The following is a 20,577-nucleotide window of genomic DNA, read 5'->3' as shown; positions in this document are numbered from 1 at the left end:
GTGCCGCCAGGCACTTCGGATACTGCTACGCTGCATCAGCAAAACCCGCGTTTCAGAGCGCCTCGACCCACGTCCAGGTAGACCCCGGTTGCCGCTCTCAAAGATCGGCATCGCCCCTGTCAGCAACACGCCCGCCCATTCGCCAGAGCAGACTGTTCCCCATGTTGTTCAGCCGTTTCGAAAAGCTCATCGACGTCTTCAAGCCCAGCCCGGACGTGGAGCCGCCCGCCGGCCTGCTGCGGTTCTATGCGCATTACCTGAAGCAGGTCTGGCCGTTGATGATCGCCGTGCTGGTGATCGGCTTCTTCGCGGCGTTGATCGAGGTGGCGCTGTTCAGCTTCCTCGGCCAGCTGATCGACATGGCCCAGACGACCGATGACGCGCGGACCTTCTTCACCGAACACCGCAACGCATTGCTGTGGATGGCGGTGGTGGCGCTGATCATCCGGCCCTTGGTGTTCGGCCTGCACAATCTGCTGACCCATCAGGCGATCAACCCGGGGCTGACCAATCTGGTGCGCTGGCAGAACCACCGCTATGTGCTCAAGCAAAGCCTGAATTTCTTCCAGAACGATTTCGCCGGGCGCATCGCCCAGCGCGTGATGCAGACCGGCCCGTCGTTGCGCGATTCGGCCATGCAGGTGATCGACGCGCTGTGGCATGTGGTGGTCTACGCCGGCAGTGCGCTGTACCTGTTCGCCGCCGCCGATCTACGGCTGATCGTGCCGCTGGTGCTATGGATCATCGGCTACACCGCGGCGCTCTGGTACTTCGTGCCGCGGATCAAGGCGCGCTCGGCGGCGGCTTCCGCTGCACGCTCGAAAGTCATGGGCCGGGTGGTGGACGGCTACAGCAACGTCGCCACGCTCAAGCTGTTCGCGCACTCCAAGGAAGAGGAAAGCTACGCCCGCGAGGCCATGCAGGAGCTGCTCGGCAAGTTCCAGCTGCAGTCGCGCATCATCACCAGCCTGGATTTCCTGATCACCTGCATGAACGGCCTGCTAATCGTCGGCACCGGCGCGCTGGCGCTGTGGCTGTGGAGCGAGGCGTTGATCACCACCGGCGCCATCGCCCTGGCGCTGGGCCTGGTGATCCGCATCAACAACATGGCCGAGTGGATCATGTGGGTGGTCAACGGCATTTTCGAGAACGTCGGCACCGTGCAGGACGGCATGCAGACCATCGTCCAGCCGCGTCACGTGGTCGACCACGAAGACGCCAAGCCGCTGAAGGTGGAGCAGGGCGGCGTGCGCTTCGAGGACGTGCATTTTCACTACGGCAAAAAGGGTGGCGTGATCAGCGGGCTGAGCATCGATATCCGTCCCGGGGAGAAAATCGGCTTGGTCGGGCCGTCCGGCGCCGGCAAGTCGACGCTGGTCAACCTGCTGCTGCGCCTCTATGACCTGGAAAGCGGGCGCATCCTGATCGACGGGCAAAACGTCGCCGAGGTCAACCAGGAGAGCCTGCGCGCCAACATCGGCATGGTCACTCAGGACACCTCGCTGCTGCATCGCTCCATCCGCGACAACCTGCGTTACGGCAAGCCCGACGCCACCGAAGAAGACCTCTGGGGCGCCGCGCACAAGGCCCGCGCCGACGAGTTCATCAAAACGCTGGACGACAGCCAGGGCGGCCTGGGTTTTGAGGCCATGGTCGGCGAGCGCGGCGTGAAGCTCTCCGGCGGCCAGCGTCAACGCATCGCCATCGCCCGCGTGCTGCTCAAGGATGCGCCGATTCTGGTGTTGGACGAAGCCACCTCGGCGCTGGATTCGGAAGTCGAGGCGGCGATTCAGGAGAGCCTGGACACGCTGATGGAGGGCAAGACGGTGATCGCCATCGCGCACCGGCTCTCGACCATCGCACGCATGGACCGGCTGGTAGTGATTGATGGGGGCCAGGTGATCGAGACCGGCACCCACGCCGAGCTGATCGCGCGCGGCGGCCTCTATGCGAGGCTGTGGCAGCATCAGACCGGCGGCTTTGTGGGTGTGGATTGAACGGGACGGCAGGGGCAGATGAACGGGAACACCAGACAGGCGAGGGGCGCAGACCAATGAAGGTGCTGGTGCTCACCGGCGCCGAATCGACCGGCAAGAGCTGGCTCGCCGCGCGTCTGCAGCAGCGCTTCGGCGGACTGGTAGTGGGCGAGTACGTTCGCCATTTCATCGACCGCGAACAGCGCGACACCTGCCTCACAGATATCCCGGCCATCGCCCGCGGGCAATTGGCCTGGGAAGACGCCGCGCGAGGCCAGCGCCCGGCGCTGCTGATCCTCGATACCCACCTGCTGAGCAACATGCTCTGGAGCCGGACGCTGTTCGATGATTGCCCGGCGTGGCTGGAAGATGAGCTGCTGGCGCGCCGTTATGACCAGCACTTGCTGCTTTCGCCCGAAGGGGCCGTATGGCACACAGACGGCCAGCGCTGCCAACCGGAGCCTGTCGAGCGCCTGCGCTTCCACGACGCCTGCCGCCAATGGCTCCAGCGGAACGAGCAACCCTTCGTGGAGATCGGCGGGGATTGGGCCAGCCGCGAGCAGCAGGCGATCGCTCAAACCCTGGCGCTGCTGGCGCAAACACGCGGAAGCGCGGGTAAATGACCGCTGGCGTGTGGCGTGTGGCGTGGGGTGGACTGGTGAGGCGTGATCCACTCCTACGGTTGTAGGGTGGATGTCGCTTTTCACATCCACCGCTGGCGCGGACGGTGAGTTGGAATCCTTAGCTTGGGTTTGGTTTATCAGCGGGTGAGAGCGTCGTGATTTGTCGCCGCGTTCTCAGCCTTCCGATCCCGCTGCAAGGCGCGCTGGAGACTGCACAGGCTCGCTGATAGAGTGCGGCCGCTTGCCAACCACCGGCTGACAGGACGTCTGCCCAGCCGCCGCACAGGATGTTTCCATGAAAAAAATCGCACTTGCCGTAGCCATTCCACTGGTCCTCATCGGCGGCGCCACTGTTTACACCAGCACCCAGGTTGAATCGACTGCCCGTGATGCCGTCGAGCAGGCCAATATCCAGTTGCGCGAGATGAGCGTTGGAGCCGGTGCCGACGTCGCCGTCAAAATGCTCAGTTTCGAAGGCGGTCTGCTTTCCAGCAGCGCCCGCTATCAGGTCGACATCGAGGTTCAGGACAGCGACGGCGAGCCCCGGCAATACGCCGTGCTGTTGGAAGACCGCATCGAGCATGGCCCGTTTCCGGTTTCACGCCTGACCAATGGGCAGCTGATGCCGGTTGCGGCCCAGAGCCATTTCCGTCTTGAGCGATCAGCGCAGACCGAAGCGCTGTTCGAGGCCGCTTCAGGTGAAAACCCGCTGGTCGGTGACGTCGCCTTCGGCTATGACGGCAGCCAGCAAGGCGCGCTGCGCTCGGCGCCTCTCAGTCTTGAGAACGAAGACGGCACGGTTCGCGTTGCGGCTGGCAGCGTGAACTTCGAAGTGGCCGACGAAACCACTACCGTGCGCCTGGAAGGTCAGCTGCCGGAAATCGACATGAACCTGCAACGCCGTGATGATGGCAAGCCGGTGCGGGTGAAGCTAAGCGGTATCGGCATGACCGTGGACAAGCACGACTATGTCGACGGGTTCGGCCAAGGCCCGTCTGCCATCACGCTCGACCGCATGGAAATCCAGACGGACAACAATCCCGCCGTAATCATCAAGAAAGCCTCCATTGATGAAGTGTCGAGTCGAAGCAGCGGCGGCTTCAACCAGTCGATCGCCTACCGCGTCGGCGAGGTGGGGGCCAATGGTCAGTCCATCCGCAACCTGGCGCTGGCCCTCAGCCTGCGCGATCTGGACGAAAGCAGCCTCAAGGCGCTGCTGGAAAGCTACAAGCAGATCCTCGACAGCGGTGCGACCCCGCAGGAGGCACTCGACAGCATCACCGACGCTCAACAGCAGGAGCTGCAGGCGCTTGCCCTGCAACTGCTGGAGCACAAGCCCACCTTGGCGCTCGACGAGTTCGGCTTCGAGACCGCTAACGGTGCGGCCCGCCTGTCTGTTGTGGCCGACCTGCAGGCCCCGAGTGCAGAAGCCTTTACTCCTGATGCGATGATCACCAGCATGCTGGCGTCGCTCAAAGCCGAAGCAGGTATCGATAAAGGCCTGGTGCGCGATGTTGCCAGCCTGATTGCTCAGCGCGAACCGCAGTACAGCGCCGACCCTGCTGCGTTGCAGCAGCAGGCAGACCTGACGACCGAGTTGTTCAGCGGTATGGCACTCGGTGCGGGCTGGTTCCAGCTGCAAGGCGATCGCCTGGCCAGCTCACTGCATTACGCCGACGACAAGGTGACCTTGAATGGCCAAGATATGACCGTTCAGGAATTCATCGGCTTTGCCTTCGGTTCGGTACTGGGCGCCGGCCTGCTCGGCCAGTAACGGCCCGTACCGTGTGAAAAAGGCGACCTTCGGGTCGCCTTTTTTGATCGGACGAGAACCGGAGCTGCAACGTCGATTGCATGTGCCGGTTGAATCAGCGGCGATGCTGGATCGCCCTTGGGTTGAAGAAACTGATGAGGTTTGCAAGAAACAAGGTGCGGTTGGCTCGGGTAGTGTCGCGGGCTGCAGGTGAACAGCTGCGGACAAGGCCTGTCGATAGAGCATCAGGGCGTTGGATCCGTCGTGCCAGCCTAACCGCGCTGTGCAGCGCAGCCGCGATGCTTTTTGCTATTGTCGCGGCCCACTGACCGAGGGTGGCCGCACAAGGTAGAGGCTCGTGCCAAGGCTTTGCGCGAACGTCAGCAGCCAAGGGAACACCTAAGGAATCAACTTTGCTCAGCAACGCAGTTCGCCGACCGGCTCGCCTCATTCCGCTCGCTTTTCTTGCTGCGACCCTGCTGGGTACGGTGCTCTTGCTGTTGCCTGTGTCGACCGCCGGGCCTGACAGCGCGTCATTGCTGACGGCGCTGTTCACGGCAGTTTCGGCCGTCTGCGTGACGGGTCTGATCGTGCAGGATACGGCGACCTATTGGTCGTTCTTCGGCCAGTGCGTGATCCTGCTGCTGTTTCAGGTGGGTGGCTTCGGCATCATGAGTGGCGCGACCCTGCTCGGGCTGTTGGTCAAGCGCCGCTTACAGCTCAGCAGCCGCCTGGTCGCGCAGCAGGAGACGCGCTCGTTAGGTCTCGGCGATGTGACCGGCGTGCTGCGGCTGATTCTGCTGGTCACGGTCGGTGTTGAGCTGGTCGTGACCGCCATCCTCACCGTCCACTTGCATTTCACCTATGACGTGCCTTGGCCGAAGGCGCTCTGGGACGGTCTTTTCCACGCGGTATCGGCCTTCAATAACGCCGGTTTCTCGACCTATTCCGACAGCCTGATGCGCTTCGCAACGGACCCGGTGGTGCTGGTGCCGATCATGCTTGCGCTGATCATCGGCGGCCTGGGCTTTCCGGTGCTCTACGAGTTTCGCCGCGACCAGCGCGGCAAGCCTTGGACAATCCACACCCGTATCACGCTCTGGGGCTCGGCCGTGCTCCTGTTCGGCGGCACGCTGGCGATTCTGTTCTACGAGTGGGGCAACCCCGGCACGCTGGGCGGCATGTCGCTGGGTGACAAGCTGTTGTCAGCCCTGTTCAGCTCGGCGGTGGCGCGCACGGCGGGGTTCAACAGCCTGGACGTCGGCCAGCTCGAAGCGCAGACGCTGGCCGTTCACTACTTTCTGATGTTTGTCGGCGGCGGCAGCGCCAGTACGGCGGGCGGGATCAAGGTGACGACCTTCTTCCTGCTGTTCTTCTTCATCTGGGCCGAGATCCGTGGCAATGAGGACACAGTCGCCTTCCGTCGGCGCATCTCTTACGCCACGCAACGCCAGGCGCTGACGGTGCTGTTTCTCAGCTCGCTCATTGTGGGTATCGGCACCATGTTGCTGCTCAGCATGACGGACTACGAGCTCGGCGTGGTGCTGTTCGAGGCGGTGTCCGCGTTCGCCACGGTCGGTTTGTCGACCGGGATCACCGACGATCTGCCAGCGTCCGGCCAGCTGGTGATCATCGCCCTGATGTTCATCGGCCGGGTCGGCACCATCACGCTGGCGACGGCCCTTGCGCTGCGCAGCGTGACCAAACATTACCGCTATCCGGAGGAACGCCCCATTGTTGGATAACCTGTTCGGCAAGACATTCGAGAACGACAGTGTCGCCGTCATCGGCCTGGGGCGATTCGGCTCGGCGGTTGCCGATTCGCTCACGTCCATGGGCCACGAAGTGCTGGGCATCGACAGCAACAGCGCCAACGTGCAGCAGTGGGTCGACCAGCTGACCCATGTGGCGCAGGCCGACGCGACCGACATCCGCGCGCTGCGCCAGCTCGGGGTGGATCAGTTCCGCCATGTGGTCGTGAGTATCGGCACCGACCTGGAAGCCAGCGTGCTGACCGTCCTCGCGCTGCAGGAACTCGGCGTACCGGACATCTGGGCCAAGGCCTTGAGCAAGCGCCACGGGCTGATCCTCGAGCGCACCGGAGCCCATCACGTGGTGTACCCGGAAACCTCCATGGGCGAGCGCGTGGCGCATCTGGTGACCGGCAAGATGCTCGAGTTCATCGAGTTCGACGACGGGTTTGCCATCGCCTCGACGCACGCCCCACGCAACATTCATGACAAGACCCTGGCGGACGCCGGCGTGCACAAGCGCTACGGCGTTACCATCGTCGGGGTTAAGCGGGCGCACGAAGACTTCATCTACGCCAAGCCTGAAACCCAGATCCACCCGGGCGACATCCTGATCGTGGCAGGTGAAACCAAGCGGGTAGAGAAGTTTGCAGCGGCCAAGGGCTAGCGACATCACAGAGCGGGACGAGCTGACCGCTCGGAGATGAACATGAACGGCTGATGCGCTAACCCGGTCGCATCTAAAAGCCACCGGGAGACACACGCATGACCACTCTGAGCAATGTTTTGTGGGGCGCGCTGGCGCTCGGCCTGGTAACAGGGATGCGCAGCACCCTGGCCCCCACCATGACCAGCCGGGCACTGGCCGCGCGGGACGACATCGACGAGGCGGGCGAGCCGGCGCGAACCCTGGCCTCGCATCGCATGCAGCAATTTCTTGTACCCATGGCGGTGGGCGAACTGCTGGGTGACAAGATGCCCTTTGCGCCGGACAGGACCATCCTGCCATCGATGATGTTTCGAGCCTTGTCGGGCGGGGTGACCGCAGCAGCGTTGGCCAGTGTGCGTCGACAGCCGATAGGACTCCCGATATTGATCGGGGCATCCGCCGCACTGGTCGCTTCCAAGGTGGGGTTGAGCCTGCGTAAGCCCTATCAGCCCAATCCGATGGCCAATGCCGCCCTAGGCCTTGCAGAAGATTGCGTGGCCCTGGCGATCGGCAACGCCGGGTTGCGGCGCGCACTGGACGGGCGCTGAGGACCTAGACGCGCCTCGCTGAAGCCGGCAAAAAAGGGCCGCTTTTTGCGGCCCTTGATCGCTCACCGGTCGGTCAACCGTTTTACCGCTTGATCACGCAGATCCGGTCTGTGCAGGTGCCCGCGTGGGTGGCGTCCAAGCTTTCCGTCGCGTCGCGAGTACCGACCGTCTCGCCGGCCAGGCCGCCGCCAGTCGGGGATGCGGTGCCGGCGTTCTCCGGGTAGTCCGTGCCGGCCCGTTTGGCCGCCGTGCCCACATCGTAGCGGCCGGTATCGCCGGAGCCTGCATGGGTATCAGCCGTACGGCCTGTTGCCGCTGTATCGGTTGTTCCCGCACCCGGGGCGCCTGTATCGCGATGGGTATCGGCTGAATGGCCTGCATGGCTGGCGGACCCAGCGAAGTGCTTGTCCAGGTGGCTGTCGCCGCCGGTTGCGCCCGCATAGGGGCTAGTTGCGCCGGAATAGCCTGGAGTCGCGCCCGCACCGTTGCCGTTGTCGTCGATATTGAGCGCGCCGTTGTACTCCAGGGCGTCGCGTGCACGGACCAGTTGATCGTCGTCGTGCACGTCGACCGCGATCACCAGCGAGCCTCGGCGTACGGCTTCCGGGTAGGCGGTGGCATGGCGACGGTGTTCTTCGTGCGGCTCATGGCCGAACAACGATTTGAAGAAGTGCGCGACCTTGCCTTCGTGATGCTCGCGGTCGACAGTGCCGCCTTCGGTGGAGTAGGGCGCGTCGTAGGCATGAATGTTCGCGCTGTCAGCACCTACTGAGTGAATCTGTTCCCGGGCGATGCCCCGCGACATCAGGTCGCCCACGGTACGGTTGGCATCGGTCGACGTCGCAAACGCCGCTACTAGTGTGTGTTTCATGGTTCACCTCGCGTTGTGTTGAACAACTGGGTTATCCGAGCACTGCGCTTATCCCGGGACTGATGAGTACAGCTGCCATAGTGATGGCGGCTCATCCGCTCCTCGGAGCAGCGCTCATGAGTATTTGGTCTGGCCTGGGCGGCATAGTTCAGAAAAGTCGAGGGGCAGCGCGGCGCAAAGCCGTAACGGGCGGGAGATCTTCAGGGAGGGGCTTCGCCGTGATGCGCCCGCCGGGCGTCACCTTGTTCAGATGGCCGGGTCTGCAGTGATCGGTCTGCTGGGAGAATGGAGCATCCGTGTTATGGGGGCGGCGCCAGAACGTTTCGACCTGCGCTGATGGTGCGTTGTATGAGGTCATGCGGTGAAGGCAAGACACCCTGCCCACAATCAGGTTGCATCCGCCCTGGCCGCATGCGCGCGGTGGGGCTTGCCGCGCGTAGAGGTCCTGGGTCTGGCGCCCGGTGATCAGTCGAGATCCGCTGCGCTATGGCGCTCGGCTGCCTGCTCCGACTCATCGCCCCAGGTGCGGTTGACCCTGCGTCCGCGAATCACGCCGGGTCGCTCGGCCAGTTCGGCGGCCCAACGCTGCACATGTTTGTAGTCCTGCACCGAGAGAAACTCACCGGCCTGGTACAGCTCACCGCGGGCCAACACGCCGTACCAGGGCCAGATGGCCATGTCGGCAATGGTGTAGTCGTCGCCGGCGATGTAGCGGTTCTCGGCCAGTTGGCGATCGAGCACGTCGAGCTGGCGCTTGACCTCCATCGCGTAGCGGTTGATCGGGTACTCGTACTTCTCCGGCGCGTAGGCATAGAAGTGGCCAAAGCCGCCGCCGAGGAAGGGCGCCGAGCCCATCTGCCAGAACAGCCAATTCAAGGTTTCGGTGCGCGCACGGATTTCGGTCGGCAGGAAGGCGCCAAACTTCTCGGCCAGGTACACCAGGATCGAGCCCGACTCGAACACCCGCAATGGCTCGCCGTCGACGCTGTGGTCGGCCAGCGCGGGAATCTTGGAGTTCGGGTTGATCTCGACAAAGCCACTGCCGAACTGGTCGCCGTCACCGATCTTGATCAGCCAGGCGTCGTATTCCGCGCCGCTGTGGCCGAGAGCGAGCAGCTCTTCGAGCATGATGCTGACCTTCACGCCGTTGGGCGTGGCCAGGGAGTAGAGCTGCAGCGGATGCTTGCCCACCGGCAACGGCTTTTCCTCCCGCGCACCGGCGGTCGGGGCGTTGATGCTGGCGAACTTGCCACCCGAGGGCGCGTCGTGGGTCCAGACTTTCGGCGGTACGTAAGTGCTATCGGGCATGAACAATCTCCTCGCGTGGGTACTGGGGATGTGCAGGGCATCCTACGCGCTCAGACGGCGCGGTCGAAATCGAGCCGGTCGATATTGGTCATCGATGGGGAATGGTTTGTTCGGGATACCGGTCTTGGGCTTGGCACTGATGCGGCATCAATCGACAGCCCCTTCGGCTGAGCGATACGCGCGACGTGACTGGCAGACCTGAGCGTGGTGGGTATCGGCCCATTGCACCAACGCCTGCATGGGCACCAGAAACCCTCGGCCCAGGTCCGTCAGTTGGTACTCCACCCGCGGAGGAACCTCGGCGTACAGGGTGCGGTGCACAAATCCATCCATCTCCAGCCGCTTGAGGGTTCGCGAAAGCATTTGCTTGGAGATATCCCCGATCTCACGGCTGAGCTCATTGAAGCGCAGCGTGCGTTCGGCCAGCGCTTCAAGCACCAGAAAACTCCATTGGTCACCAATGCGATCGAGCACATCGCGGATCGGGCAGGGGTGGTCCAAGGCAGCGTTAATGACTTCATCGCGCAGCATAGGGTTCTCCGTCGGCGAGGCAGGTCAGCCCAGTGTGACCAGGTACCACGAACCTGACTTCTTGTGGGGCGAGGCGGCGAAACGTAGCATTGCTCGCACCTAAGGTCTACAAAACATACCTGGTCCATAAACTAGACAAAGGATTGCGTCATGTCCCATATCGCATTGATTGGCGCCTCTGGCTCAGCCGGGTCGCGCATTCTCAGAGAGCTCACTGACCGTGGGCATCGCGTAACTGCAATTGCTCGCCATCCCGAGCGAATCGCCGAGCTGCCCGGCGTCATCGCCGTCAAGGGCGACGCCCAAGACCTGCAGGGCCTGACGTCGGCGCTGCGCGGTCACGATGCCGTCGTCAGCGCGGTCAACTTCACCTCGTCCGAGCCGCACACCCTGATCGAGGCGGTACGCGCCTCTGGCGTGAAGCGCTATCTGGTGGTGGGCGGGGCCGGCAGCCTGGAGGTCGCGCCAGGTCAGCGTGTCATCGACCTGCATGATTTTCCCGAAGCCTACAAAGCTGAAGCCTCTGGCGGCGCGGCCTTTCTCGAGCAGCTCAGGCAGGTGACCGAGCTTGAATGGACCTTTTTGTCGCCTTCGGCCGAGTTCGTCCCAGGTGAGCGGACGGGCCAGTTTCGCCTTGGCAAAGATGCGCTGCTCAGCAACGCGCAAGGCAGCCGTATTTCATTCGAAGACTACGCCGTAGCGCTGGTCGACGAGATCGAGCACCCGGCGCATGTACGCCAGCGTTTTACCGTCGGTTACTAAGGAAATTTGCTCATGCTTCGCACGCTTATGATGACAGCCGCGCTGCTGTCCGCTTTGTCGACCACCATCTTCGCCGCCAGCCCATCCACACGGGATCTCGCGGCCGAGGATGCCAATCGCACCCTGGTCGTCGAGTTCTACGACCAGTTCTTCAACAAGCATCAGGTGGAAGAGGCCGCACGTGTCGTTGCCGATGACTACACGCAGCACAACCCTGACGTGCCGGACGGCAAGGCGCCCTTCGTGGGTTACTTCAGCGGCTTCTTCAAAGAAAACCCGCAATCACGCGCTCGTATCGTGCGTAGCGCGACGGACGGCGATCTGGTCTACCTGCACGTGCACTCAACCAATGGCCCCGAGGACCGCGGTCAGGCGGTGGTCGACATCTTCCGGGTCGACGATGGCGTTATCGTCGAACATTGGGACGTGATTCAGGATGTGCCCGCCGAGTCGGCGAACGACAACACCATGTTCTAGAAGCGTGTGATCGGCATGCGGGGGCTGGACTCGTATCGCCAATCATTCGCCGAACGAGCCAATCGCCGTATTACTGCCAGCCCAATCCTGGGACAGCAGCCCTTTTTCGACATACCTGTGGTAGCTCGAGTGCGGCCAGTTCGCAACGCTGTTGACTAGCCCGTGCTTGACCGGATTGAAGTGGACGTAATCCACATGCCGCTGCAGGTCGGTAGCGTCGCGGATCTGGTGTTCCCAAAAGCGGCGCTGCCACAGCCCTTTTTCTCGCTTGCGAGTTTTGCTTGCGGTCCGGAAGCTCGCCGGGAAGTGTCGCGAAAACGTGCTCTTGAGCAAGCTCCAGCGGCCGGAGTAGTCGGCGTCGCCTTCCGGCAATGTCCAGATGGCATGGAGGTGATCGGGCAGGATGCAAATGGCGAGGGTGCGGAAGGGACGGGCCTGCAGCGTCTGGCCATAGGCTTGGCGAAGGAGCGCGATTTCCTCGACCAACAGCCGGGAGCGACGGTCGGCCAGGGTCAGGGTGAAGAACCATGTGCCGCCGGGCACGGTGCTGCGCCGGTAGTTCGACATGGAGGCCTCCTTGCCTTCATGGGGTGGTGCGGATGGTATTAACGCAGTGGTGGGCTGAAGCCCACCCTACGGAATTGAAGGTCCATGTAGGGTGGGCTTCAGCCCACCAGCGCAATCAGCCGCGTGCGCCGCGCACCCCTGCACTAATCTCGCGGCACAGGCCGAGCACACCTTCCACCGCAGCCTCCGGGCTCTTGGCCCCGGCGATCTGGTCGATCAGCGCCGAGCCCACCACCACGCCGTCGGTCAGCCGGGCGATGGCGGCGGCCTGTTCCGGCGTGCGGATGCCGAAGCCGACGCATACGGGCAGGTCGGTGTGGCGCTTCAGGCGGGCCACCGCTTCCTCGACATGTTCCAGCGTCGCCGAACCGGCACCGGTCACGCCGGCCACCGAGACGTAGTAGACGAAGCCCGAGCTGCCGTTGAGCACGGTGGGCAGGCGCTGGTCGTCGGTGGTCGGGGTGGTCAGGCGGATGAAGTCGATGCCGGCGCTTTGGGCCGGGTCGCACAGTTCGTCGTTATGCTCCGGTGGCAGGTCGACGACGATCAGGCCGTCGACACCGGCTTCCTTGGCATCGCTGACGAAGCGCTCGACGCCGTAGGCGAAGATTGGGTTGTAGTAACCCATCAGCACCAGCGGGGCGCTGCTGTTGGTCTCGCGGAATTCGCGGACCATCTGCAGCGTTTTCGGCAGGTTCTGCTTGGCCGCCAAGGCGCGGATGTTGGCCAGCTGGATCGCCGGGCCATCAGCCATCGGGTCGGTGAACGGCATGCCCAGCTCGATGACGTCGGCGCCGGCCTCCGGCAATCCCTTGAGGATGGCGAGCGAGGTGGCGTAGTCCGGGTCACCGGCGGTCACGAAGGTGACCAGCGCGGCGCGGTTTTCCTGCTTCAGCTGGTCGAAGCGCGTCTGCAAACGGGCGTTTACCGAGCTCATATGTGTTCTTCCTGTTCGTCGTAGTGGTGCATGACGGTTTGCATGTCTTTGTCGCCGCGCCCGGAGAGGTTGACCACCATCAGGTGATCCTTGGGCAGCGTCGCCGCGCGCTTGAAGGCTTCGGCCAGGGCATGGGCGGATTCCAGCGCCGGGATGATGCCTTCCAGGCGGCAGCACTGGTGGAAGGCTTTCAAGGCTTCGTCGTCAGTGCAGGGCACGTACTCGACGCGTTTGATCTCGTGCAACCAGGCGTGCTCGGGTCCGACGCCGGGGTAGTCGAGGCCGGCGGAGATGGAGTGCGCGTCAGTGATCTGGCCGTCGGCATCCTGCAGCAGGAAGGTGCGGTTGCCGTGCAGTACACCCGGTGCGCCACCGGCCATGCTGGCGGCGTGCTTGCCAGTGTCGATGCCGTGACCGGCCGCTTCGACGCCGACGATCTGTACCGCTTCGTCATCGAGGAAGGGGTGGAACAGGCCAATGGCGTTGGAGCCGCCACCGATGCAGGCGACCAGCGAGTCGGGCAGGCGGCCTTCCTTCTCCATGATCTGCTCGCGTACTTCGTTGCCGATCACCGACTGGAAGTCGCGCACCATGGCCGGGTAGGGGTGCGGGCCGGCGGCCGTGCCGATCAGGTAGAAGGTGTTGTGGACGTTGGTTACCCAGTCGCGCAGGGCTTCGTTCATCGCGTCCTTCAGCGTGCCGGTGCCGGCGGTGACCGGGATCACCTCGGCGCCGAGGAGCTTCATGCGGAAAACGTTGGCCTGCTGGCGCTCGATGTCGGTGGTGCCCATGTAGACCACGCACTGCATGCCAAAACGCGCGGCCACGGTGGCGGTGGCCACGCCATGCATGCCGGCGCCTGTCTCGGCGATGATGCGTTGTTTGCCCATCCGCTTGGCCAGCAGGATCTGGCCGATGCAGTTGTTGATCTTGTGCGCGCCGGTGTGGTTCAGGTCTTCGCGCTTGAGGTAGATTTTCGCGCCGCCGAACTGCTCGGTCAGGCGTTCGGCGTAATACAGCGGGCTGGCGCGGCCGATGTAGTCGCGCTGGAAGTAGGCCAGCTCCTCGAGGAACGCCGGATCACTCTTGGCCTTTTCGTATTCGGCGGCCAGCTGGTTGATCAGCGGCATCAGGGTTTCGGCGACGAACTGGCCGCCGAAGCGGCCGAACAGGCCCCTGGCGTCAGGGCCGCTGCGGAATGAAGTCATGGTCATCTCCTGCGGGAATGAGTGGCAGCCGCCCTGGCTCAGCAAGGCATGCGCGATGGGCAGGAAATTACCCGAGTCGAGCCCGGATAAAAAGCGATAAGATCGCCTAGACCTGTCAGGAAATCTCACCAATGAGCCAAGCCCTTCCTCCCCTCAACGCGTTGCGCGCCTTTGAAGCGGCTGCGCGCCTGCAGAGCATAAGCCAAGCGGCGGCGGAACTCAGCGTGACCCACGGTGCAGTCAGTCGACAGATTCGTCTGCTTGAGGATGACCTGGGCGTGGCGCTGTTCAGCAAGGATGGTCGTGGCGTAAAACTCACCGATGCGGGGCTGCGATTGCGCGATGCTGCGGCGGAGGCGTTCGAACGGTTACGGGACACCTGTACCGAGCTGCGCCAGCAAACAGTGGATGCGCCGTTCGTGCTCGGCTGTCCCGGCAGCCTGCTGGCGCGCTGGTTCATCCCGCGGCTCGACCGGCTCAACCGCGAACTGCCCGACCTGCACCTACAGCTGTCCGCCAGCGAAGGTGAGCTGGACCCGCGCAGGCCCGGGCTGGACGCCACGCTGGTGTATGCCGAGCCGCCGTGGCCGGCCGATATGCAGGTATTCGAGCTGGCCACCGAATGCATCGGCCCAGTGCTCAGCCCGCACCATCCAAACTGTGCCGCGCTGCGCCAGGCCCCACCCTCGGTGCTGTACAACGAAGCGCTGCTGTTTACTGCCTCTCGGCCACAGGCATGGCCGGCCTGGGCAAGGGCTACTGGTCTTGATCCCGCCGCGTTGCGCATGGGGCAGGGCTTCGAACATCTCTACTTCCTGTTGGAAGCCGCGCTGGCCGGGCTTGGCGTGGCCATCGCGCCGCAACAGCTGGTGGCCGATGACCTGCGCCAGGGCCGTTTGCTAGCGCCCTGGGGGTTTGTCGAAACACGAGCACGGCTGTCGCTGTGGGTGCCCTCACGGCGCACGGATCGAAGAGCAGAGCGATTGGCAGACTGGTTGCGCCAGCAGCTGGCCTGACGGGTCATTCGAAAGCCGCCCCTTGCCAGGATTACGGCGGCGGCTCGAAACGCTGAGCGGAAATGGGGCTGCCTATGGATGGCGTCTCGCTTGCCGACGAAAGGCTGCGCCATTCGTCCGGCGCCACTAAATCGACATCATCTTTGCCGATACAGTTCAGACACCCACCGAGTAGCCGTCTTGCCTGTTCGTGGGGCTGTCTGTAGTCGTTCGGGAGAACAGTGGTGGTCTATAAAAAGCGTGTCGGTATTTTGATGTGTGCGCTGCTCGCGGCCGGGGCAGAACAGCTAGCAGCCAAGCCCAACCCTGCCGTGGATGCGTCGCTCAAGGCCGGTCGGCCTTTCGTTGAAGGTGAGCTGCTGGTGCAATTCAAGGCGGGTGCCTCCGAGGCTGCCAAAACCGCCGCGCTGAGCAAGCGGGGCGCAAAGGCCGCGCAGAAGCTGCTCGACAAGGCAGCGCGCAAGGATGCCAAAGGTGATCTGATTCAGGCGAAACTGGGCAAGGGCAAGAAGATCGACGCCGCATTGATCGCATCGCTGGCGGCGGACCCTGCGGTCGAGTACGTCGAGCCCAACTGGATCTACAAGACCCAACTGGCCAACCCCAACGACCCGGGGCTCAGCATCCTCTGGGGCATGCAAGGCGCAACCACCTCGCCTGCTTCTCCTTACGGCAGCGGTGCGCTGGCGAACTGGAACGCCGGGGCGCTGTGCTCGAACAAGGTTCACGTGGGCATCATCGACGAAGGCGTGATGACCACCCATGGCGATCTGCGCGCCAATATCTGGATCAACCCGGGCGAGGGCAGCCGCGCCGACCGCAAGGACAACGACCGCAACGGTTTCGCCGACGACATATATGGCTGGGACTTTGCCGCCAACAACGCCAGCGTCTACGACGGCCCGGCAGATGATCACGGTACGCATGTCGCCGGTACGGTTGGCGCGGTGGCGAACAATGGCGCTGGCGTTTTCGGCGTCTGCCCAAGCGCCAAGCTGATCTCGGCCAAGTTCCTCGGTGCCAACGGCGGCACTACCGCGGGTGCGGTTAAGGCCATCAACTACCTGACACAGCTGAAGCTGGCGAAGAAGATCAATCTGGTGGCGACCAACAACTCCTGGGGCGGCGGCGGCTACTCGCAGGCGCTGTATGACGCCATCCAGGCGGCCGGTAATGCCAACATCCTGTTCATCGCAGCGGCGGGTAACAGCGGACTCAACATCGACAGCACGCCGAGCTACCCGGCGAGCTACCTGCTTCCTAACGTGATTTCTGTCGGTGCCATCGACCAGAATGGCCGTCGCGCGGGCTTCTCGAACTACGGCGTGAACAACGTGCACATCGCTGCGCCGGGCGTCGATATCGTCTCGACGGTACCGACCTCTACGGGTGCTGCCGGCTATGCCTACATGAGCGGCACCTCCATGGCGACGCCACATGTGACGGGCGCGGCGGCGCTGTATGCCTCGCTGAATCCTTGTGCCACCGCCGCACAGATTCGAGAGGCATTGCTGCGCACGGCGGTGATCGACCCTCAGCTCACGGGCGCAGTGCAGCAGAACCGTCGGCTCGATGTGTCGAAAATCCGCGCCGAGCTGAACTGCAGCGCACCCTAAGCGAGACCCGGACGGGCATCCGCGCTGCGGGTGCTCAGCTGGCCAGGGCCGTTTCGGTGTTAGCCGCAGGTTTCGCTGAGGCCGCTGCGTCTTCGGCGTAGCCCTGCGGGTGGCGGCTCTGCCAGCGCCAGGCATCAGTCAGCATCGCCAGCAGGTCTCGCTCCGCTTCCCAACCCAGATCATCCCGGGCTTTGCTCGGGTCGGACCAGCACTGCGCGATGTCGCCGGGGCGCCGCGCCTTGAACACGTGGGGCAGGGGGCGGCCGATCACTTCTTCAAACGCGGTGATCATCTGACGTACCGTATAGCCTCGTCCGGTGCCGAGGTTCCACGTGGAAACACCGTGCACCTGTTGCAGGCGCTCCAGGGCCTTGAGATGCCCTTTGGCTAGGTCCACGACGTGGATGTAGTCGCGCACACCCGTACCGTCTGGCGTTGGGTAATCCGCTCCGTAGATGTTCAGTTGCTTTCGACGACCCACGGCGACCTGCAGCATGTAGGGCAGCAGGTTATTGGGAATGCCGTTGGGGTCCTCGCCGATCAGGCCGGATTCGTGTGCGCCGATCGGGTTGAAATAGCGCAACAGGGCAATCGACCAGCGCGGGTCCGACTCGGCCAGACCCTTGAGCACGTTTTCCGCCATCAGTTTGGATTGGCCATAAGGGCTGGCGGGCAGGCCGGTCGGGCAGTTTTCGGTAATCGGCATCCTCGGCGAATCACCGTAGACGGTCGCCGATGAGCTGAACACCAGCTTGAAGACGCCGGCTTCGGCCATGGCCTGACACAGCGCGATGCTGCCGCTGACGTTGGTTTCGTAATAGCGCAGCGGCTCGCGCACGCTTTCGCCGACGGCCTTGAGACCGGCCAGGTGCAGTACTGATGTGATGGGATACGAGGCAAACAGCGCCTTGAGCAGCGAGCGGTTACGCACGTCACCCTTGACGAATTGCAGGCTCCGTCCGGCCAACTGTTCGACGCGGTCGAGCGCCACCTTCGAGCCGTTGCAGAGGTCGTCCAGGACCAGCACTTCATGGCCAGCCTGCAGGAGTTCCAGCGCTGCATGGGATCCGATATAACCCGCACCACCCGTGACTAGAATCATCTCTCTACCTCGAACCAAATTATCTGACGCGCACGGGAACGTACGGCTGACCGTATGAGCGCGGCCGCTGCAAGCATCTCCAGGGTTGGGTCGGCGGATCGGGCGGTACTGACTGCAGGAAGCACGCAGCACCGATGCCGGGGTGAATCAGGCGTCCTGGGATAGGGACGGGTGAAGCTGCGAGCAAGTTCCAACGAAGCGGCAGTCAGCCGATGACCAACCTCTCCGGTCGGGCATCGGGAACCTTGGCTCATTGGCGGCCGTCCATAGCCGGCGGGCAGCGCTTGCAGGATGGTCGACGATTGAGCGCTTCAGGTTTTGCTTTGCGCGGGCTGCGCAGGCTAATGCGATGCGGCAGAAAGGACTCTGGAGGGCATTGCCACCCTTGACGAGGTTTCCATGAGTTGGGCCGGCCCCTACCAATACGAAATTGGCAAATCCCCCGAGAAACAAGCGACGCCACCGGAAGTCGTGTTCGACGAGCAGGTGCCAACCTTGCTGTGTCTCTCGCACCTGCGCTGGCGCTTCGTCTATCAGCGACCCCAGCATCTGATGTCGCGGTTCGCGCGGGACTTCAACGTGCTGTATGCCGAAGAGCCGATGCCCACCGAGGACGCCCAGCCCTGGCTGGAGGTGCGGCCCGAGGAGAACGATGTTCAGGTGCTGATTCCACGTTTGCCCAAGGGCTGCGAGGGCGAGACGGCGTTGCGCGTGCAGCGCGACCTGCTCGACGGTTATCTGGAAAAGCTCGGCGTCAATGAGTTGATGCTCTGGTACTACACGCCGATGGCGCTGGGTTATGCCGGCCACCTGAAGCCCAGGCTCATCGTCTATGACTGCATGGACGAACTCTCGGCCTTCCGCGGCGCGCCGCCCGAGCTGGTGCAGCGCGAGCGCGAGCTGCTCGAGCGCGCCGATCTGGTGTTTACCGGTGGCTACAGCCTCTGGGAAGCCAAGCGCACGTTGCACGACAACGCCTTCGCCTTTCCCAGCAGCGTCGACGTGGCACATTTTGCCGAGGCGCGGCGGACCCAGGCCGACCCCGAGGACCAGGCCGAGATTCCGCATCCACGGCTGGGCTTCTACGGCGTTATCGATGAGCGCTTCGATATCGAGCTGGTCGCCCGTGTCGCCGAGCAGCGGCCGGACTGGCATTTCGTGCTGGTCGGGCCGGTGGTAAAAATCGACCCGGCCGACCTGCCGCAGCGCGACAACATCCATTATCTAGGCGGCAAGACGTACGACGAGTTGCCCAAATATCTGTCCGGCTGGGACGTGGCGATCATGCCGTTTGCGATGAACGAGTCGACTCGTTTCATCAGCCCGACCAAGACGCCCGAATACCTGGCCGGCGGCTGTCCGGTGGTGTCTACGCCGATCAAGGACGTGGTGCGCACCTACGGCGATACCGAGATTGTCCATATCGCCGACACGCCTGATTCGTTCATCGACGCGGTGGACAAGGCCCTGGCCGATGGCGAGGACCGCGACCGTCTGCTGAAAACCGCTGACGAGATTCTCGGCGACATGTCCTGGGACCATACCTGGGCGTTGATGAAGGAAAAGATGCAATGCGCGATGTAAGCCTGCGAGACAGCAACCCAGAGATGGCAGGCGGCGGCGCCAGCGAAGGCTCAACCAATGGTCGGCGCGGCTTCGACTATCTGATCGTCGGCGCCGGTTTCGCCGGCAGCGTGCTGGCCGAACGGCTGGCGGCCGGGCTTAACAAGCGTGTGCTGGTGGTCGACCGGCGCCCGCACATCGGCGGCAATGCATACGATCATTACGACGAAGCCGGCGTGCTGATCCACCGCTACGGGCCGCACATCTTCCACACCAATGCCCAGCGCATCGTCGATTACCTCTCGCAGTTCACCGAGTGGCGCCCGTACGAGCATCGCGTGCTGGCGCAGGTGGACGGGCAGCAGGTGCCGATCCCGATCAACTTGACCACGCTGAACAAGCTCTACGGCCTAAACATGACCACCGAGCAGGAAGCGGCGGATTTCCTCTCCAGCCGCGCCGAGCCGGTGGACGACATCCAGACCAGTGAGGACGTGGTGATCAACGGCATCGGCCGCGAGCTGTACCTGAAGTTTTTCCGCGGTTACACCCGCAAGCAGTGGGGGCTGGACCCGTCACAGCTGGACAAATCAGTGACCGCGCGCATCCCCACGCGCACCAACAATGACGACCGCTACTTCACCGACAGCTTCCAGCAGATGCCCAAGCATGGCTACACCAAGATGTTTGAGAAGATGCTGGCGCACCCGAACATCAAGGTAATGATCAATACGGACTATCGCGAAATCCGTGACGAGATTCAGCATGACCATCTGATCTTCTGCGGCCCGATCGATGAGTACTTCGACTACCGCTTCGGCAAGCTGCCGTACCGCTCGCTGAAGTTCGAGCACAAGCAGTTGGAGCAGGAACAGTTCCAGGCGGTCGGCACGGTCAACTACCCCAGCGAGGACGTGCCTTACACGCGCATCAGCGAATACAAGCACCTCACCGGTCAGGTGCACCCGAAGACCAGCATCACCTACGAATACCCCTCGGCCGAGGGCGATCCCTATTATCCAATTCCGCGACCGGAGAACGCCGAGCTGTACAAGCGTTACCAGCAGCTGGCGGACCAGACGCCCGGCGTGACCTTCGTCGGCCGGCTTGGCACCTACAAGTACTACAACATGGATCAGGTGGTGGGGCAGGCGCTGGCGCTGTACAAGCGCATCGAGGAAGCCGAGCCTCGCCCTGCCGCTAACGACAAGTCGGCGCACAGCCAGTCCCTGGCCGAACAGGCTCTCTGAGAGAAAGAC

Annotated in this window: 19 protein-coding genes; 12 read left to right on the top strand and 7 right to left on the bottom strand. The window is 63.3% G+C overall.

Features of this window, described 5'->3' with window-relative positions:
• The first annotated feature begins 161 nt into the window (after positions 1-161).
• The 6 genes from ALTERO38_RS19805 to ALTERO38_RS19780 all read left to right on the top strand — a co-directional run bounded on the left by ALTERO38_RS19805 (position 162) and on the right by ALTERO38_RS19780 (position 7,360).
• The gene (locus ALTERO38_RS19805) at positions 162-1,997 is read left to right on the top strand and encodes an ABC transporter ATP-binding protein (RefSeq protein WP_159969436.1); all 1,836 of its coding nucleotides are present in this window, start codon (positions 162-164) and stop codon (positions 1,995-1,997) included.
• A 56-nt stretch (positions 1,998-2,053) separates the two neighbouring features.
• Positions 2,054-2,599, top strand: coding sequence for an AAA family ATPase (locus tag ALTERO38_RS19800; protein ID WP_159969435.1), 546 nt, complete (start codon positions 2,054-2,056; stop codon positions 2,597-2,599).
• 295 nt (positions 2,600-2,894) lie between these two features.
• Positions 2,895-4,373, top strand: a complete 1,479-nt coding sequence (locus tag ALTERO38_RS19795) for a YdgA family protein (RefSeq protein WP_159969434.1) — start codon at positions 2,895-2,897, stop codon at positions 4,371-4,373.
• Between the two features lie 392 nt (positions 4,374-4,765).
• Positions 4,766-6,097, top strand: coding sequence for a TrkH family potassium uptake protein (locus ALTERO38_RS19790; protein WP_256663924.1), 1,332 nt, complete (start codon positions 4,766-4,768; stop codon positions 6,095-6,097).
• Positions 6,087-6,770, top strand: coding sequence for a TrkA family potassium uptake protein (locus ALTERO38_RS19785; protein WP_159969433.1), 684 nt, complete (start codon positions 6,087-6,089; stop codon positions 6,768-6,770). Before ALTERO38_RS19790 ends, ALTERO38_RS19785 begins: the two co-directional genes overlap by 11 nt.
• Before the next feature lie 98 nt (positions 6,771-6,868).
• Positions 6,869-7,360: a DUF4126 family protein gene (locus ALTERO38_RS19780; protein WP_159969432.1), complete on the top strand. Its 492-nt coding sequence runs from the start codon at positions 6,869-6,871 to the stop codon at positions 7,358-7,360.
• Between the two features lie 82 nt (positions 7,361-7,442).
• Here the strand turns inward: ALTERO38_RS19780 and ALTERO38_RS19775 are convergent, their stop codons facing one another.
• The 3 genes from ALTERO38_RS19775 to ALTERO38_RS19765 form a co-directional block, all read right to left on the bottom strand.
• Positions 7,443-8,231 (bottom strand): hypothetical protein, encoded by a 789-nt coding sequence (locus ALTERO38_RS19775; protein WP_102837245.1) that lies wholly within the window; start codon positions 8,229-8,231, stop codon positions 7,443-7,445.
• A gap of 465 nt (positions 8,232-8,696) precedes the next feature.
• On the bottom strand, positions 8,697-9,539 hold the full coding sequence (gene yghU / locus ALTERO38_RS19770) for a glutathione-dependent disulfide-bond oxidoreductase (RefSeq protein WP_159969431.1): 843 nt from the start codon (positions 9,537-9,539) through the stop codon (positions 8,697-8,699).
• 147 nt (positions 9,540-9,686) lie between these two features.
• Positions 9,687-10,070 carry a helix-turn-helix domain-containing protein gene (locus ALTERO38_RS19765; RefSeq protein WP_159969430.1) on the bottom strand — a complete coding sequence of 128 codons (384 nt, stop codon included), beginning with the start codon at positions 10,068-10,070 and terminating at the stop codon, positions 9,687-9,689.
• A gap of 150 nt (positions 10,071-10,220) precedes the next feature.
• Between ALTERO38_RS19765 and ALTERO38_RS19760 the strand changes: the two genes are divergently transcribed.
• A complete protein-coding gene (locus ALTERO38_RS19760; RefSeq protein WP_159969429.1) occupies positions 10,221-10,832 on the top strand; it encodes an NAD(P)-dependent oxidoreductase in 612 nt (203 codons plus the stop codon).
• 12 nt (positions 10,833-10,844) lie between these two features.
• Complete coding sequence (locus ALTERO38_RS19755) at positions 10,845-11,309, top strand: nuclear transport factor 2 family protein (protein ID WP_159969428.1); 465 nt, start codon at positions 10,845-10,847, stop codon at positions 11,307-11,309.
• A gap of 42 nt (positions 11,310-11,351) precedes the next feature.
• Here the strand turns inward: ALTERO38_RS19755 and ALTERO38_RS19750 are convergent, their stop codons facing one another.
• From ALTERO38_RS19750 to trpB, 3 genes are all read right to left on the bottom strand, one after another.
• Positions 11,352-11,876 carry a transposase gene (locus ALTERO38_RS19750; protein WP_159969427.1) on the bottom strand — a complete coding sequence of 175 codons (525 nt, stop codon included), beginning with the start codon at positions 11,874-11,876 and terminating at the stop codon, positions 11,352-11,354.
• Between the two features lie 115 nt (positions 11,877-11,991).
• Complete coding sequence (gene trpA, locus ALTERO38_RS19745; RefSeq protein ID WP_159969426.1) at positions 11,992-12,813, bottom strand: tryptophan synthase subunit alpha; 822 nt, start codon at positions 12,811-12,813, stop codon at positions 11,992-11,994.
• On the bottom strand, positions 12,810-14,021 hold the full coding sequence (trpB, locus tag ALTERO38_RS19740) for a tryptophan synthase subunit beta (protein WP_159969425.1): 1,212 nt from the start codon (positions 14,019-14,021) through the stop codon (positions 12,810-12,812). Before trpB ends, trpA begins: the two co-directional genes overlap by 4 nt.
• A gap of 131 nt (positions 14,022-14,152) precedes the next feature.
• On the opposite strand from trpB, the gene ALTERO38_RS19735 reads away from it, so the two are divergent.
• Both ALTERO38_RS19735 and ALTERO38_RS19730 read left to right on the top strand, forming a co-directional pair.
• The gene (locus tag ALTERO38_RS19735) at positions 14,153-15,037 is read left to right on the top strand and encodes a LysR family transcriptional regulator (RefSeq protein WP_159969424.1); all 885 of its coding nucleotides are present in this window, start codon (positions 14,153-14,155) and stop codon (positions 15,035-15,037) included.
• A 224-nt stretch (positions 15,038-15,261) separates the two neighbouring features.
• Positions 15,262-16,653 (top strand): S8 family peptidase, encoded by a 1,392-nt coding sequence (locus ALTERO38_RS19730; RefSeq protein WP_159969423.1) that lies wholly within the window; start codon positions 15,262-15,264, stop codon positions 16,651-16,653.
• A gap of 34 nt (positions 16,654-16,687) precedes the next feature.
• On the opposite strand, the gene galE is transcribed toward ALTERO38_RS19730, so the two are convergent.
• Complete coding sequence (gene galE / locus ALTERO38_RS19725; protein WP_159969422.1) at positions 16,688-17,755, bottom strand: UDP-glucose 4-epimerase GalE; 1,068 nt, start codon at positions 17,753-17,755, stop codon at positions 16,688-16,690.
• A gap of 399 nt (positions 17,756-18,154) precedes the next feature.
• Between galE and ALTERO38_RS19720 the strand changes: the two genes are divergently transcribed.
• Positions 18,155-19,339: a glycosyltransferase family 1 protein gene (locus ALTERO38_RS19720; protein WP_159969421.1), complete on the top strand. Its 1,185-nt coding sequence runs from the start codon at positions 18,155-18,157 to the stop codon at positions 19,337-19,339.
• Entirely contained in the window at positions 19,327-20,568 is a 1,242-nt protein-coding gene (glf, locus tag ALTERO38_RS19715; protein WP_159969420.1) for a UDP-galactopyranose mutase, read from the top strand. The genes ALTERO38_RS19720 and glf overlap by 13 nt, the downstream gene beginning before the upstream one ends.
• Positions 20,569-20,577: the final 9 nt, after the last annotated feature.

It is taken from the genome of Pseudomonas sp. 9Ag (assembly GCF_902506445.1).
GTDB lineage: Bacteria > Pseudomonadota > Gammaproteobacteria > Pseudomonadales > Pseudomonadaceae > Stutzerimonas > Stutzerimonas stutzeri_AB.
The sequence above is the reverse complement of the archived record's forward strand: the minus strand, read 5'-3'. Positions and strand labels throughout refer to the sequence as shown.